This window comes from Enterobacter sp. KB-221C9, from assembly GCF_041320715.1.
Taxonomy (GTDB): domain Bacteria; phylum Pseudomonadota; class Gammaproteobacteria; order Enterobacterales; family Enterobacteriaceae; genus Enterobacter; species Enterobacter asburiae_D.
The window spans coordinates 44,749-60,946 of the sequence record NZ_JBGIWG010000014.1 but is presented as its reverse complement, the minus strand read 5'-3'; the positions used below and the strand labels follow the sequence as shown (position 1 = coordinate 60,946).

The window sequence follows — 16,198 nt, the reverse complement described above, 5'->3', positions numbered from 1 at the left end:
GGAAAGATCGGGAAATGCGGCCAGCGTCACACTGCCTGAGAATCCCGCCACTGCCGGAAACTGTGAACTCCCTCACATTCACCTTTGCTTTCTTGCCAGCGCGAGATTTGGCCTGTCAGTGGTGAGAAGGTGACTTTTTCTTCCCTTTTTTACACTCACCGCTAATGACTTAAGAAAGGACCCGACCATGACTTTTCGCCATTGTGTGGCTGTCGATTTAGGCGCATCCAGCGGCCGCGTAATGCTCGCGAGCTGGGACCGTGAGCAGCACACGCTTTCGCTTCGCGAAATGCACCGTTTCGCCAACTGCCTGCAAAAGCAGGACGGTTTTGAGGCCTGGGATATCGATGCCCTGGAGGCGGAGATCCGTATCGGACTGAACAACGTCTGCGACGATGGCATTCGCATCGACAGCATCGGCATTGATACCTGGGGCGTGGACTACGTTCTGCTTGATAGCCATGGCGAGCGCGTCGGCTTGCCGGTTTCTTATCGCGACAGCCGCACCGACGGCCTGATGGCGCACGCTATCGCCCAGCTTGGCAAGGACAACATCTACGGGCGCAGCGGCATTCAGTTTCTGCCGTTTAACACGCTTTATCAGCTGCGTGCCCTGGTCGAGCAACAGCCGGAGCTGGTCGCGGACGTGGCCCATGCGCTGCTGATCCCGGACTACCTGAGCTACCGCCTGACCGGGAACATGAACTGGGAATATACCAACGCCACCACCACGCAGCTGGTCAACATCAACTCGGATAGCTGGGATGAACATCTGCTGGCCTGGACGGGGGCGTCACCGTCCTGGTTCGGCACGCCAACCCATCCGGGCAACGTGATCGGCCACTGGATTTGCCCGCAGGGGAACGAAATCTCCGTGGTTGCCGTCGCCAGCCACGATACCGCCAGCGCGGTTATCGCCTCGCCGCTCGCCAGCAAAGACGCGGCTTACCTCTCGTCCGGCACCTGGTCGCTGATGGGCTTTGAGAGCAAAACCCCGTACGCCAGCGATGCCGCGATGGCCGCAAACATTACCAACGAAGGCGGTGCCGAAGGGCGCTACCGCGTACTGAAAAACATCATGGGGCTGTGGCTGCTCCAGCGGGTGCTGAAAGAGCAGAATGTTAACGACCTGCCCGCGCTTATCGCCGAAACCGAGAAGCTGAAGGCCTGCACGTTCCTGATCAACCCGAACGATGACCGCTTTATCAACCCGGCGCACATGAGCGCGGAAATTCAGGCCGCCTGCGTTGAGGGCGGGCAGCCGGTGCCGTCCAGCCCTTCCGAACTGGCGCGCTGCATTTTTGACAGCCTCGCCCTGCTGTATGCCGACACCCTCAGCGAGCTGGCGAGCCTTCGCGGAAAACCGTTCAGCCAGCTGCATATCGTGGGCGGCGGCTGCCAGAATCAGCTGCTGAACCAGCTCTGCGCCGATGCCTGCGGCATCACCGTGGTGGCAGGTCCCGTGGAGGCCTCCACGCTCGGGAATATCGGCGTTCAGCTGATGACCCTGGACGAACTTTCCAACGTTGACGACTTCCGTTCGGTGGTGGCGGCTAACGCCAGCCTGACCACCTTTACCCCCAATCCCTGCCGTGAAATTGCTCGCTTTCGGGCGCAGTTTCAGCAAAACCGAGTGACTAAGGAGCTTTGTGCATGACAACTCAATTAGAACAAGCCTGGGGCCTGGCTAAACAGCGTTTCGCCGCCGTCGGCGTGGATGTCGAAGAGGCGCTGCGCCAGCTCGACCGTCTGCCCGTCTCCATGCACTGCTGGCAGGGCGATGACGTCGCCGGTTTCGAGAACCCGGGCGGTTCCCTCACGGGTGGTATTCAGGCCACGGGTAACTACCCGGGCAAAGCGCGTAACGCGACCGAACTGCGCGCCGACCTGGAGCTGGCGCTGAGCCTGATCCCGGGGCCAAAACGCCTGAACCTGCACGCGATTTATCTCGAATCCGACGAGCCGGTGGCGCGTAATGAAATCAAACCGGAGCACTTTAAGAACTGGGTAGAGTGGGCGAAAGCCAACCGGCTGGGCCTGGACTTTAATCCGTCCTGCTTCTCACATCCGCTGAGCGCGGACGGTTTTACCCTCGCCCACGCGGACGACGACATCCGCCAGTTCTGGATCGACCACGTGAAGGCCAGCCGCCGCGTCTCGGCGTATTTCGGCGAGCAGCTCGGCACGCCGTCGGTGATGAACATCTGGATCCCGGACGGCATGAAGGACATCACCGTCGATCGTCTGGCTCCGCGCCAGCGCCTGCTGGCCGCGCTGGATGAGGCTCTCAGCGAGAAGCTGGACCCGGCGCACCACATCGACGCCGTAGAGAGCAAGCTGTTCGGCATTGGCGCCGAGAGCTATACCGTTGGCTCGAACGAGTTCTATATGGGTTACGCCACCAGCCGTCAGACCGCGCTGTGTCTGGATGCCGGCCACTTCCACCCGACAGAGGTGATCTCCGACAAAATCTCCGCCGCCATGCTCTACGTGCCGCGCCTGCTGCTGCACGTCAGCCGTCCGGTGCGCTGGGACAGCGACCACGTGGTGCTGCTGGATGACGAAACCCAGGCGATTGCCAGCGAAATCATCCGCCACGACCTCTTTGACCGCGTGCACATCGGCCTCGACTTCTTCGATGCCTCCATCAACCGCATCGCGGCGTGGGTTATCGGCACCCGCAACATGAAGAAAGCCCTGCTCCGCGCGCTGCTGGAGCCTGTCGCCGCGCTGAAACTGCTGGAGGCGAACGGCGACTACACCGCGCGTCTGGCGCTGCTGGAAGAACAGAAATCCCTGCCGTGGCAGGCAGTGTGGGAAATGTACTGCCAGCGTAACGACGCCCCGGCGGGCAGCCAGTGGCTGGACAACGTGCGGGCGTATGAGAAAGACGTTCTCGCCGCTCGTCAGTAAAAACATCGCCCGGCGGCGCGTTGCTTGCCGGGCCTACAGGTAAGAGTAGGCGGGTAAGCGTAGCGCCACCCGGCACTTTCAAAGGAACCACAGTATGCAGACCATCACCACTTCCTGGTTCGTCCAGGGCATGATCAAAGCCACCTCCGACGCCTGGCTGAAGGGCTGGGACGAGCGCAACGGCGGCAACCTGACGCTGCGCCTGGACGACGCGGATATCGAACCGTTCGCGGCCGATTTCCACCAGAAGCCGCGCTATATCGCGCTGAGCCAGCCGATGCCGCTGCTCGCCAACACGCCGTTTATCGTCACCGGTTCCGGCAAGTTCTTTCGCAACGTCCAGCTCGACCCGGAGGCCAACCTCGGCGTGGTGAAAGTTGACAGCGACGGCGCGGGCTACCACATTCTGTGGGGCCTGACCGACGAGGCGGTGCCCACCTCCGAACTGCCTGCGCACTTCCTCTCCCACTGCGAGCGCATCAAGGCGACTAACGGTAAAGACCGCGTGATCATGCACTGCCACGCCACCAACCTGATCGCCCTGACCTACGTGCTGGAAAACAGCGCCGATTTCATCACCCGCAAACTGTGGGAAGGCAGCACCGAATGTCTGGTGGTCTTCCCGGACGGCGTGGGCATTCTGCCGTGGATGGTGCCGGGGACCGACGAAATCGGCCAGGCAACCGCCGTCGATATGCAAAAACATTCGCTGGTGCTGTGGCCGTTCCACGGCGTCTTCGGCAGCGGCCCAACGCTGGATGAAACCTTTGGCCTGATCGACACCGCCGAGAAATCAGCGGAAGTGCTGGTGAAGGTGTACTCCATGGGCGGCATGAAGCAAACCATCACCCGGGAAGAACTGATCGCACTGGGCAAGCGCTTTGGCGTGAGCCCGTTGCAATCCGCGCTGGATTTATACGCATAACGCCTTCGCAGGACGAACGTTGATCGTTAAGGATAAATATCATGAGCTTTATGTTGGCACTTCCAAAAATCAGCCTTCACGGCGCGGGCGCAATCGGCGATATGGTCAACCTGGTGGCAAACAAGCAGTGGGGTAAAGCGCTGATTGTCACCGACGGCCAGCTGGTAAAGCTGGGCCTGCTCGACAGCCTGTTTACCGCGCTGGACGCCCATCAGATGTCGTATCACCTGTTCGATGAAGTGTTCCCGAACCCGACGGAAGCGCTGGTGCAAAAAGGAATTTCGGCTTACCGGGACGCGGAGTGTGATTACGTGATTGCCTTTGGCGGCGGCAGCCCGATTGATACCGCCAAGGCGATTAAAATCCTCACCGCCAACCCCGGCCCGTCAACCGATTATTCCGGCGTCGGCAAGGTGAAAAACGCGGGCGTGCCGCTGGTGGCGATCAACACCACCGCAGGCACGGCGGCGGAGATGACCAGCAACGCGGTGATCATCGACTCCGCGCGTCAGGTGAAAGAGGTGATTATCGACCCGAACATCATCCCGGACATCGCCGTGGACGATGCCAGCGTCATGCTGGATATTCCCGCCTCCGTGACCGCCGCAACCGGCATGGATGCGTTAACCCACGCCATTGAAGCCTATGTGTCCGTTGGCGCGCACCCGCTGACCGACGCCAACGCGCTGGAAGCAATTCGCCTGATCAACCTGTGGCTGCCGGAAGCGGTCAACAACGGTCATAACCTTGAAGCGCGCGAGCAGATGGCGTTTGGCCAGTATCTGGCGGGCATGGCGTTTAACAGCGCCGGTCTGGGTCTGGTACACGCCCTGGCGCACCAGCCGGGCGCGACGCACAACCTGCCGCACGGCGTGTGCAACGCCATCCTGCTGCCGGTCATCGAAAACTTTAACCGCCCGAACGCGGTCGTCCGCTTCGCCCGCGTGGCGCAGGCGATGGGCGTTGATACGCGTAGCATGAGCGACGAAGCCGCCAGCATGTCCGCCATTCAGGCGATTCGCGACCTGAGCGCTCGCGTCGGCATTCCGTCCGGCTTCAGCCAGCTCGGCGTGACCAAAGCCGATATTGAAGGCTGGCTGGATAAAGCCCTCGCCGATCCGTGTGCGCCATGCAACCCGCGCACCGCCAGCCGTGAGGAAGTTCGCGAGCTGTACCTGGAGGCTTTATGATCCGCAAAGCGTTTGTGATGCAGGTGAACCCGGACGCGCACGAGGAGTACGCGCGCCGCCACAATCCTATCTGGCCCGAGCTGGAAGGCGTGCTGAAAGCCCACGGCGCGCACCATTACGCCATCTATCTCGACAACGAACGCAACCTGCTGTTTGCGACCGTAGAAATAGAATCGGAAGAACGCTGGAACGCGGTGGCGAACACCGACGTCTGCCAGCGCTGGTGGAAACACATGCGGGATGTCATGCCGTCAAATTTGGATAATAGCCCGGTGAGTGCCGAGCTGAACGAGGTGTTTTACCTGGCGTAAGGCTTTAACGCTGCCGCGAATGCGGCAGCGTCTTTAACTAGTTCGCCTCTACCGCGTTTCGGCTTGCCGCAATATCCTGCCTGCTGCTCAGCGTAAACGCCGACACTACCGTAATTGCCAGCACAAAACAGCCCAGCATCAGGTACGTCTCCTGGAAGCCGATCCGGTCATACATATTCCCGGCAAAGGCAGAGAGGAAAATCGCCGCCGACTGTTTGGCAAACTGGAAGCCAATCAGGTAGATGGTGGCAGACAGGCGCGTATCAAACACGCCGGTGATGTACTTGAACGCGCCCACCAGCAGAAACGGGACTTCCAGCGCGTGCAGCATCTTCAGGGCAATCACTTCAATGGCCGTGGTGGCAAACGACGAGCCGATAATGCGCGTCGCCATAATCACCCCGGCGATCAGCAGCGTGTTTTTCGCGCCGATGCGATTAATGATCCACGGCGAGCAGAACATGATGATGGCGTTACAAATCTCCCCCGCCGTGGTAGCGAAACCAAAGGCGCGGGTCCCTTCCTGCGGCGTGGCAAAGAAGGTTTTAAAGAAGGTGGCGAACTGCTGGTCGAAAACGTCATACACGCAGGCCACGCCAATCACGTACAGAATGAACATCCACATTCTGCGCTGGCGGAACAGGTTAAACACGGTTTTAGCGGTAATCTGCGACTGGTTCGCGCCCAGGGCGTTCATCACCTGCGCCGTCTGGTTGGGCTTCGGCTTCGCGACCACCAGCAGCAGCATCAGCAGCAGCGCCGCCGCCGATCCCATCCAGAAGACGTACGACGGATCGATGCCGAACAGAATACCGCCCGTAGAGGCGCACAAGCCCCAGCCGAGACAGCCGAACATGCGGGCCTTGCCGTATTCAAAGAAGCTGTTGCGGCTGACGCGTTCGATGTAGGCCTCAATGGCCCCCGATCCCGCCGAGAAGACAAACCCGATATACAACCCGCCGCTTAGCGCGCCCAGCCAGATATTGGTTTTCAGCAGCGGCGCGAAGACGAACAGGAAGAACGGCGCGAACAGGAACAGCAGCACAGAAATAATCCACAGCAGGTGTTTTTTCAGCCCCAGCTTGTCCGAAATCACCCCCAGCACCGGCTGGAAGGCAATGGCCGATAGCGAGATGCAGGAGAAAACAATTCCGGTATGGGTTTTGTTCAGGCCGATGATGTCCGACAGCCATATAGGCAGAAACGGAAAGCAGGTGGCCATAATGAAGAAGTAGAGAAAGAAGAACAGCCCAAAGATCCAGAAGTTAGGGTTGTCTTTGTGGGTACAGGTTGTTGTGTTCATTATTTTTATCCTCAACGGAGGGCCGGTTGCCCGGCCCGTCACCCTTACACGCGTTCGACGCCAATCAGAATGGCGGTTTCCGGGTCCAGAACCGGCAGCGCAATCCCCGCCTGCATCAACCACTCACCGCTCACCGTCTGCGGCGCGTCCATCCAAGACGGCAGCTTGCGCATGGTGTGCCCACCTTTGCCCGTGATCTGGATGTTCGGGTGATCGAGCAGCGTGATGCGGTACTGCGCGCGGGCGTCTAACCCCGGCATACGCAGCGGCATCATCAGGCTGTAATCCGGCATCGCGATCTGGCTGACCACAAACAACCCCTGCGCTTTATCTTCGCTCACTATACCCTGCGCCAGGGTGCTGGGATCCGGCATATCCACGCGCCACTGAGTCCCCCGGTGGATCACCTCGCGCCACTGCTTATGCAGCGCGGCGTAATGGCGATAGCCTTCGCGCTCCTGCGCATCCACAGTGAGCGGGTCCAGCTCCAGCCCCATATGGCCGAACAGCGCCGTCAGACCACGGAACTGAATACTGTGCTGGCGGAAGGTGGCGTGACATTTATGATGACCGATATGCGCGCCCATCACTTCCGGCGGGAAGAAGTAGCTCATGCCGCGCTGTATTGTGTTGCGTTCCAGCGCGTCGTTGTTGTCGGACGCCCAGAAGCGGTGGCAGCGGGTCAGCACTTCATAATCAATACGCCCGCCGCCGGACGAGCAGGATTCAAACTCAATATGCGGGAAGCGCTCGCCCAGCACGTCCAGCAGGCGATAAAACTGGCGCGTCTGTGCATCGGCGGCGGCTTTACCCTCGTGTCCCGGCTGCACCAGCTCCCGGTTCATATCCCATTTCACGTAATCGACCGCATGTTCACCCAGCAGCCAGCTCATACGCTCAACCAGATAATCAAAGGCTTGCGGAATGTTGAGGTTGAGCACCAGCTGATGACGCCCGGTCGCCTGGGCGTAGCCCGGCAGCGCCAGTACCCAGTCAGGGTGCGCGCGATACAAATCGGAATCCGGGTTAATCATCTCCGGCTCAACCCAGATGCCAAACTCCATGCCGAGCCGTTTGACATGGTCGATCAACGGCGTCAGGCCGTTCGGGTATTTTTTCTCGTCCAGATACCAGTCACCCAGCGCGGCGTGGTCATCGTTGCGGCCCTTGAACCAGCCGTCGTCGATGATGAAGCGCTCCACGCCAAGCGCCGCGGCCTCGTCGGCCATGCGCATGATGTAGTCCGGATCGTGGTTGAAGTAGATCCCTTCCCAGGTATTGAGGTGTACCGGGCGCGGCTTGTCGTCCGGGAAGCGAATCACGTTGTCGCGAAGATAACGATGGAACTGCTGGCTCATGCCGTTCAGTCCGTTCGCGGAGTAGCTCGCGTACAGGCGCGGCGTCCAGAGCGTGTCGCCCTCCTCGACAGCCATTTCCCCAGGCAGGTAAAGCGCTTCAGCCTGCAAATAGCGACGGCCATCGGTTTTGGCTTCCGCGCGCAGCCGGTGGTTGCCACTCCATCCCAGATGAACACCCCAGACGTCACCCTGCATTTCGCTGAACGACGTCGTACCTGAAATCAGCGCCGGGAAGTGTTCGTGCGACGTTTTGCCGCGACGGTTTTCAATCACAAAGCTGTCGTGTTCAAGCGTCACGCGGTGCGGCTGAAATTCACGTATCCAGCGCCCATGAAAGGCCATGATCTCCTGCGCGCGCTCCGCTACCGGCAGCGTCACGGCGAAACGGTCCACCTGCCAGGCCTGTGCTTTCAGGTTGGTTACGCCGTGACGCACCATCAGCACGCCGCTGGCATCCAGCGCCAGTTCGCTGGTCAGACGCAGACCCGCATGGTCATCTTCTGCCGTTACCGTCAGGGATTGTCCCTGCTGCTGCACGTCAGTGGTGTTGAAGACGGGTGAACCGTCCAGCCCCTGGCGATGCCCCTCAATGCCCGGTGAGCCAAACAGGCCGTGCCCCAGCTCGGCCATCAGCGTGACCGGGGAGTCCACGTCCAGCCTGCCGTTGGCAACCGGGCGCGCCAGCGTAGTGACATCCTGAGGCGAAAAGTGCTGAAGGTGAGGCCCCCAATAGAGAATTTCGGCGAACGGGTGGGTTTTAATCACCACGTCTACCGTTGTGCTTTGAAGTCGAAAAATGGAATCGTGCATCAGACATCTCCTGTCGTCGGGATAGTCTGAGTGTTGATCCGAAACGTTTCGGATACAAACCAAAACGTTTCGGATTTGTGATCGGGTTTAGAAATTTGGTGCGTTCAGGCTGTGTGACCGGGTGAGAATTCTGGCTGCCAGAGCACCTGGAGCGTCTCAATATCGCCGCCGCTAATCAGCTGGCGCACCATATCGGCAATCTGTTTTCCGACGCCCTGACGGGTGGACTGTATGACCGAGGCAACATCAATATCGACAATGCTGTCCTGCGGCAAGCCGTCATAGACCACCAGCGAAACGGCGTTTTCACCCGTTAAGCGTCCCATCTGTGCCAGCGCCATGGCCGCGCCGTCGCCGTGGGTGTTGCAGTCGGTAATAATGGCCGTGGGCGGCAGCGGCAGGGAGAGAAGTTCTTTCGTAGTGGCATACCCCACGCGGCGCGAAGGTGGCATGGCGCGCAACCATTCGCTGGAGAGGCCGGCTTCCCGCAGGGCGTCCAGATACCCCTGTCGGCGCTGGGTGATGAAGGCCTGGTTGTTGCTTTCGCCCAGCAGCGCGATGCGCTGATGACCTTTCTCGATCAGCCAGCGGGTGGCCTGATACGTCCCTGCGTAGTTGTCGAAATCGAACCACGCGTAAGGCTGCGGCAGCTGGCTGCGACCGAGCGCCAGGAAAGGAAAACCGGCGGCCTGAAGCTCCTCAAGACGCGGATCGTGATCCAGCGTATGCGCCACAATCAGCGCATCCACGCGGCGGCTTTGCACCATGCGCATATAGCTGTGTTTATCGGCCAGATCGTCATCCGCAATCAGCAGTAAGTCGATTTCATGTCGCGCCAGTTCGTGGCTAATTTCGCCGACCATGTCCATAAATACGCTGTTATTGAGCGGAACAGGATGCACCGGAAACACCAGCCCGACGGCGTCAATTTTGCCCATCTTCAGACGCCGCGCGAAGGTGTTAGGGCGATACCCGCGTCGCTGGGCCTCCGCTTCCACGCGGGCACGCGTCTCGGCGGAGACGTCGTCATATCCGTTGAGGGCGCGGCTGACGGTGGTAACAGACAGCCCCAGTTCTTTGGCAATGGCTTTAAGCGACATGATTTTCCGTATCTTCGTTAATTTTGTTCTGCAACCAGCAGCGCGTGCGTATCCGGCTCCAGCGCCTTAAAGATATGCGGCTGGTCGGCGGGATAACAAATATAATCTCCTGCGGCGAGCTCTTCCGCCGCGTCAAGCAGACCAACCAGCGCCCGTCCCTGCGTCACAATAATATGCTCTACTGAGCCCGGTGAATGTGGCTGAGAAATACGGTCTGCGCCCGGCTGGGTCATCAGAAGATAGACATCGCGACGCGCGCCCGGGGGGCATGCCGCCAGCAAAATGGCCTCGTAATTCGCCTGTCCGGCAACCACTTTCGTCCCTTCACCACGGCGGATCACCTGCGTGGTCGGCAACTGCGGCTCAAGCAGGCGGGCAAAAGGGATATCCAGCGCCACGCAAAGCGACCACAGCGTTTCCAGGCTAGGGTTACCGTTGCCGGACTCCAGTTGGGAAAGGGTGGATTTAGCGATCCCGGCGCGGCGGGCAATTTCCGCCAGTGAAAGGCCGGTTCGCAGGCGTTCCCGCACCAGACTTTTAGCGATCAGGCTGATTGGCTGCGTCATATAACGGCCCCTTTGTTCTGTAAATCGAACGAATCGTTCATCTTGAAAAACACTTCTGTTGCGTTCATTATAATGGATACACGTTCGATATGGCTAAAAATGTATGAAGCATCATCTCTCTTGCCTGAAAGGCGACACCATAAAAGCAATCATCCTGGTCTGCCTCGCGGTCGGCGTGGTCGGGATGTCATACGGCTCCCTGGCGATGGCCTACGGTTTCCCGGTCTGGGTACCGTTTGTACTCTCCATCACCGTACTCGCGGGCGCGTCTGAGTTCATGTTTATCGGCATTGTGGCAAGCGGCGGTAACCCGCTGGCGGCGGCAGCCGCGGGGTTGCTGGTCAACGCGCGGCACGTGCCGTTTGGCGTCACGGTACGTGAACTGGTGGGCAAACGTGGCCTGAGCCTTTTGGGCTGCCACATCATGAACGACGAAAGCGTGGTTTTTGGCCTGTCGCAAAAAACGCCCGAACAGCGTAAAGCGGCGTACTGGTTATGCGGTTTAGGCGTGGCGATTGTCTGGCCGCTGGGGGCCCTGCTGGGCGCTATGGTCGGCAAACTGCTGCCGGATCCGGAAACCATTGGCCTGGATGCGGTATTCCCGGCCATATTGCTGGCGCTGGTGGTTCCCGCATTTAAAAACCGCACCACGCTTATCCGCGCCTGCAGCGGTGCCGTTGTGTCGCTGGCCGCCGTGCCGTTTGCCCCGGTGGGATTACCGGTGCTGCTCTCTTTACTGGGTCTCGCTGCGAGGAAAAAATAATGGGAAATATGACGTTTTTTATTCTCGGCATCGCCATTTTGTCTGCGGGAACGTATCTGATGCGTCTTGGCGGGGCGAAACTGGGGAACAGGCTGGCATTATCAGAGCGTTCACAGGCGCTGCTGTCAGATGCGGCGACAGTGTTGCTGTTTTCCGTGGCGCTGGCGACCACGTTTTATGAAGGCGAACATTTCGCAGGAATGGCGCGCGTGCTGGGCGTGGCGTTTGCGGTATTTCTGGCCTGGAGAAAGATGCCGTTAATTGTGGTGATCGTAGCGGCGGCTGTGGTAACCGCGCTGCTGCGCGTGGCGGGCATAAACTAAAAAAGCGCCCCGGGGGCGCTCTTTCGACGGTGTGACAGCTTATTTAGTCAGTTCAGCAGTCATGTGTACGCGGTTACCTGAGAACGCCTGGGTAATTTTGTAAGATGACGCGCCGGCTTCCTGAGCCTGAGCCGCGATTTTAGCTTCTGCGCCATCAATGGTTGACGCGGTTGCGGTCACGGTCTGTGCAGCGAAAGAACCGAAAGAAGTAGCCAGAGCGATTACAGCGACAAAAGTTTTGATGCTATTCATGTGTTTTAACCCTTTCATTAAGTTGTTTAGTTAAGGCACCGTGCCTTGATGAGATAAATACTAGACCTCATCACGAACAACTAAAAGCGGAAGGATTTGCTATTATCATTCAAAATTATTGATCAACAATTAATCGCTGTGGATGGGTATAAACGGTCGCCCTTCCCGGCTTGCAGAAGCCCACCAGCGTCAGGTTGCAGCGCTCCGCCACCTCCACCGCCAGCGTCGTTGCGGCTGAGACCGCAAACAGAATTTCCACACCGCACATCGCGGATTTTTGCACCATCTCATAGCTGGCGCGGCTGGAAACGAGTGCCGCCCCCTGCTTCCACACGTCACTTTCACGCGCCCGGCGACCGAGCAGCTTATCCAGGGCCACGTGGCGGCCAACGTCCTCATGTCCCCCGGCAATATCCCCCGACGGCAACACCCATGCCGCCGCGTGCGTGCAGCCGCTCAGCTGACCAATGGGCTGTACGTCGTTCAGGTGCTCGAGCGCATGGTCGAGGTGAGCCAGATTAAAGGTCTGCGTAAACGGCAGTGGCGCAACGGGTTTACCAATATCATTGAGCTGCTCCACGCCACAGACGCCACAGCCGGTACGCCCGGCCAGCGCGCGGCGGCGCTCTTTCAGCCCCATAAAGCGGCGGCTGGAGAGTTCGATTTGCACTTCAAGGCCGTTGCAAGCCTGCACCACGTCCATGCCGTAGATCTCCTGCGGATGGTCAATGATGCCTTCCGAGAGGGAAAAACCGATGGCGAACAGCTCAAGATCTTTCGGCGAAGCCATCATCACCACATGCGAGATGCCGTTGTAAACGAGCGCCACGGGCACCTCTTCCGCCAGAAAATCCGGCGTGGCATGGGTGATGTGGGGCGGTCTGTGTACCGACAGTTCCACAATGCCCGCAGGCAGTGGTGACGAGTGGGGAGCACGGTTTTGTTTAGACACAGCGGTATTCCTGAACAACCACGGAGGTGAGCCTGCTATTGCAGCATAATCCACAGGCGTTACGCATAGTATGGATCAACTTTTCAACAATCATTCTCCTACTCATTTAGAAGGGGTGCAACCCGACACCCGCTACACACCTTTAACAAGCAGAGCTGTTAATGTGATCAATATCACACTTTATAATCAACATGGTGATAATACGTTCACTTTGTATTAACGCCATTAGAACAGCAGTACCGACATTGTGGTATTCTGATGATATCCCTCGTGGAATTGAGGGATTAACGCAAATTTTTTTCCTTTGCGGTCATTCTTAAGCCGCGAAGTCAAAACTACATATGTAAGCAATGTCGAAACAAGGAGTGACCCATGCAGGTCAGCAGAAGGCAGTTCTTTAAGATCTGCGCTGGCGGTATGGCAGGCACCACGGCAGCGGCACTGGGCTTTGCGCCCGGCGTAGCGCTGGCGGAAACGCGGCAGTATAAACTGCTGCGCACCCGTGAAACCCGTAATACCTGTACGTACTGCTCTGTCGGTTGCGGGCTGTTGATGTATAGCCTCGGCGACGGTGCTAAAAACGCTAAAGCGTCTATTTTCCATATCGAAGGCGACCCGGATCATCCGGTCAACCGCGGCGCATTGTGCCCGAAAGGGGCCGGTCTGGTGGACTTTATCCACTCCGAAAGCCGCCTCAAATTCCCTGAATATCGCGCGCCTGGCTCCGACAAATGGCAGCAAATCAGCTGGGAAGAGGCGTTCGACCGCATCGCAAAACACATTAAAGAAGACCGCGATGCCAACTTTGTTGAGAAGAACGCCGATGGCGTCACGGTCAACCGCTGGCTCTCCACCGGGATGCTGTGTGCCTCTGCTTCCAGCAACGAAACCGGTTATTTAACCCAGAAATTTACGCGCGCACTCGGTATGCTCGCGGTCGACAACCAGGCGCGTGTCTGACACGGACCAACGGTAGCAAGTCTTGCTCCAACATTTGGTCGCGGTGCGATGACCAACCACTGGGTCGACATCAAGAACGCCAACCTCATTGTGGTGATGGGCGGTAACGCCGCTGAAGCGCACCCTGTCGGGTTCCGCTGGGCGATGGAAGCCAAAATCCACAACGGTGCGAAACTGATTGTGATCGATCCCCGCTTTACGCGTACTGCGTCAGTGGCGGATTTCTACACCCCTATTCGTTCAGGTACTGACATCACTTTCCTGTCAGGCGTATTGCTGTACCTGATGACCAACGAAAAATATAACCGCGAATACACCGAAGCCTATACCAACGCCAGCCTGATCGTGCGTGAGGATTACCACTTCGAAGATGGCCTGTTCAGCGGTTACGACGCCGAAAAACGCAAATACGACAAAACCAGCTGGAACTACGAGCTGGATGAAAAAGGCTTTGCGAAGCGCGATACCACCCTGCAACACCCGCGCTGCGTGTGGAACCTGCTGAAAGAGCACGTTTCCCGCTACACGCCGGAGGTTGTTGAAAACATCTGCGGTACGCCGAAGGCTGACTTCCTGAAGGTGTGCGAGCTGATCGCCGAAACCAGCGCGAAAGATAAAACCGCGTCGTTCCTGTACGCCCTCGGCTGGACGCAGCACTCCATCGGTGCGCAGAACATCCGTACCATGGCGATGGTTCAGCTCCTGCTCGGCAACATGGGGATGGCAGGCGGCGGCGTGAACGCCCTGCGCGGTCACTCCAACATTCAGGGTCTGACCGACCTCGGCCTGCTGTCTCAAAGCCTGCCGGGTTACATGAACCTGCCAAGCGAGAAACAGACCGACCTGCAAACCTACCTGACGGCCAGCACGCCTAAACCGCTGCTTGAAGGCCAGGTGAACTACTGGGGCAACTATCCGAAGTTCTTCGTCTCGATGATGAAAGCCTTCTTCGGCGACAAAGCGACGGCTGAAAACAGCTGGGGCTTTGACTGGCTGCCGAAGTGGGACAAAGGCTACGACGTTCTGCAGTATTTCGAGATGATGCACCAGGGCAAAGTGAACGGCTATCTGTGCCAGGGCTTTAACCCGGTTGCCTCGTTCCCGAACAAGAACAAGGTTGTTGAGTCTCTGTCGAAGCTGAAGTTCCTGGTGACGATTGACCCGCTCAATACCGAAACCTCGACCTTCTGGCAGAACCACGGTGAATCGAACGACGTCGATCCGTCGAAGATTCAGACCGAAGTGTTCCGTCTGCCGTCTACCTGCTTCGCGGAAGAAAACGGTTCTATCGTCAACTCCGGACGCTGGCTGCAGTGGCACTGGAAAGGCGCGGACGCCCCGGGCATCGCCATGAACGACGGCGAGATCCTGGCCGGCATCTTCTTACGCCTGCGTAAGATGTATGCGGCAGAAGGCGGTGCGAACCCGGAACCGGTGCTGAACATGACCTGGAACTACTCGACGCCGGAAAACCCTGCGCCGGAAGAAGTGGCGATGGAGAGCAACGGTAAGGCGCTGGCGGACGTTATCGACCCGGCCACCGGTACCGTGCTGGCGAAGAAAGGCGATCAGCTCAGCACCTTCGCACACCTGCGCGATGACGGCACGACGTCGAGCGGCTGCTGGATCTTTGCCGGTAGCTGGACGCCGAAGGGCAACCAGATGGCCAACCGCGATAACGCCGACCCGTCGGGCCTCGGCAATACGCTGGGCTGGGCATGGGCATGGCCGCTCAACCGCCGCATCCTCTATAACCGCGCATCCGCTGACCCGCAGGGCAACCCGTGGGATCCGAAGCGTCAGCTTCTGAAGTGGGACGGCGCGAAATGGGGCGGCGTGGATATTCCGGACTACAGCACTGCCGCACCGGGCAGCGACGTTGGGCCGTTTATCATGCAGCCTGAAGGGATGGGACGTCTGTTTGCTATCGATAAGATGGCGGAAGGTCCGTTCCCGGAACACTACGAGCCGTTTGAGACGCCGCTGGGCACCAACCCGCTGCACCCGAACGTGGTCTCTAACCCGGCAGCCCGTATCTTTAAGGGCGATTTCGAAGCGCTGGGTAAAAAGGACAAGTTCCCGTACGTGGGCACTACCTATCGTCTGACCGAACACTTCCACTACTGGACCAAGCACGCGCTGCTTAACGCCATCGCGCAGCCGGAACAGTTTGTGGAGATCGGCGAGAAGCTGGCGGGCAAGCTCGGCATCGCCCATGGCGATACCGTGAAGGTCTCCTCTAACCGCGGCTATATTAAAGCCAAGGCGGTGGTGACCAAGCGTATTCGCACGCTGAACGTTCACGGTCAGGAGGTGGATACCATCGGTATCCCGATCCACTGGGGCTATGAGGGCGTGGCGAAGAAAGGGTTCATTGCGAACACCCTGACGCCGTTCGTCGGCGATGCGAACACGCAGACGCCGGAGTTTAAGGCCTTCCTCGTGAACGTGGAAAAGGTGTAACGGAGACGA

General features: G+C 58.8%; 14 protein-coding genes. 8 read left to right on the top strand and 6 right to left on the bottom strand.

Features of this window, described 5'->3' with window-relative positions; genetic code table 11:
- Positions 1–187: 187 nt before the first annotated feature.
- The 5 genes from rhaB (at position 188) to rhaM (ending at position 5,339) form a co-directional block, all read left to right on the top strand.
- Positions 188–1,657, top strand: coding sequence for a rhamnulokinase (gene rhaB / locus AB8846_RS18620; RefSeq protein WP_370733376.1), 1,470 nt, complete (start codon positions 188–190; stop codon positions 1,655–1,657).
- Positions 1,654–2,913, top strand: a complete 1,260-nt coding sequence (gene rhaA, locus AB8846_RS18615) for an L-rhamnose isomerase (RefSeq protein ID WP_370733375.1) — start codon at positions 1,654–1,656, stop codon at positions 2,911–2,913. Before rhaB ends, rhaA begins: the two co-directional genes overlap by 4 nt.
- Positions 2,914–3,007: 94 nt before the next feature.
- Positions 3,008–3,838: a rhamnulose-1-phosphate aldolase gene (gene rhaD, locus AB8846_RS18610; protein WP_063144334.1), complete on the top strand. Its 831-nt coding sequence runs from the start codon at positions 3,008–3,010 to the stop codon at positions 3,836–3,838.
- Positions 3,839–3,879: 41 nt separating this feature from the next.
- A complete protein-coding gene (gene fucO, locus AB8846_RS18605; protein WP_370733374.1) occupies positions 3,880–5,028 on the top strand; it encodes a lactaldehyde reductase in 1,149 nt (382 codons plus the stop codon).
- Positions 5,025–5,339, top strand: coding sequence for an L-rhamnose mutarotase (rhaM, locus tag AB8846_RS18600; protein ID WP_063144332.1), 315 nt, complete (start codon positions 5,025–5,027; stop codon positions 5,337–5,339). The genes fucO and rhaM overlap by 4 nt, the downstream gene beginning before the upstream one ends.
- 37 nt (positions 5,340–5,376) lie before the next feature.
- Here the strand turns inward: rhaM and AB8846_RS18595 are convergent, their stop codons facing one another.
- The 4 genes from AB8846_RS18595 to AB8846_RS18580 form a co-directional block, all read right to left on the bottom strand.
- Positions 5,377–6,642, bottom strand: coding sequence for an MFS transporter (locus AB8846_RS18595; protein ID WP_370733373.1), 1,266 nt, complete (start codon positions 6,640–6,642; stop codon positions 5,377–5,379).
- A gap of 44 nt (positions 6,643–6,686) precedes the next feature.
- A complete protein-coding gene (locus tag AB8846_RS18590) occupies positions 6,687–8,810 on the bottom strand; it encodes an alpha-galactosidase (RefSeq protein WP_370733372.1) in 2,124 nt (707 codons plus the stop codon).
- Positions 8,811–8,914: 104 nt separating this feature from the next.
- Entirely contained in the window at positions 8,915–9,910 is a 996-nt protein-coding gene (locus tag AB8846_RS18585; protein WP_370733371.1) for a LacI family DNA-binding transcriptional regulator, read from the bottom strand.
- 17 nt (positions 9,911–9,927) lie between these two features.
- Positions 9,928–10,476: a helix-turn-helix domain-containing protein gene (locus tag AB8846_RS18580; protein WP_063144328.1), complete on the bottom strand. Its 549-nt coding sequence runs from the start codon at positions 10,474–10,476 to the stop codon at positions 9,928–9,930.
- 103 nt (positions 10,477–10,579) lie between these two features.
- Here AB8846_RS18580 and AB8846_RS18575 point away from each other — a divergent pair, with 103 nt between their 5' ends.
- Positions 10,580–11,239, top strand: a complete 660-nt coding sequence (locus tag AB8846_RS18575; protein WP_047646952.1) for an AzlC family ABC transporter permease — start codon at positions 10,580–10,582, stop codon at positions 11,237–11,239.
- Complete coding sequence (locus AB8846_RS18570) at positions 11,239–11,562, top strand: AzlD domain-containing protein (RefSeq protein ID WP_116343751.1); 324 nt, start codon at positions 11,239–11,241, stop codon at positions 11,560–11,562. The genes AB8846_RS18575 and AB8846_RS18570 overlap by 1 nt, the downstream gene beginning before the upstream one ends.
- 39 nt (positions 11,563–11,601) lie before the next feature.
- Here AB8846_RS18570 and AB8846_RS18565 read toward each other — a convergent pair whose 3' ends face one another.
- Both AB8846_RS18565 and fdhD read right to left on the bottom strand, forming a co-directional pair.
- Positions 11,602–11,814 carry a DUF1471 domain-containing protein gene (locus AB8846_RS18565; RefSeq protein ID WP_032639988.1) on the bottom strand — a complete coding sequence of 71 codons (213 nt, stop codon included), beginning with the start codon at positions 11,812–11,814 and terminating at the stop codon, positions 11,602–11,604.
- A gap of 115 nt (positions 11,815–11,929) precedes the next feature.
- Positions 11,930–12,766 carry a formate dehydrogenase accessory sulfurtransferase FdhD gene (gene fdhD / locus AB8846_RS18560; protein WP_063144326.1) on the bottom strand — a complete coding sequence of 279 codons (837 nt, stop codon included), beginning with the start codon at positions 12,764–12,766 and terminating at the stop codon, positions 11,930–11,932.
- Between the two features lie 372 nt (positions 12,767–13,138).
- Here fdhD and fdnG point away from each other — a divergent pair, with 372 nt between their 5' ends.
- A complete protein-coding gene (gene fdnG, locus AB8846_RS18555; RefSeq protein ID WP_219322016.1) occupies positions 13,139–16,189 on the top strand; it encodes a formate dehydrogenase-N subunit alpha in 3,051 nt (1,016 codons plus the stop codon).
- Positions 16,190–16,198: the final 9 nt, after the last annotated feature.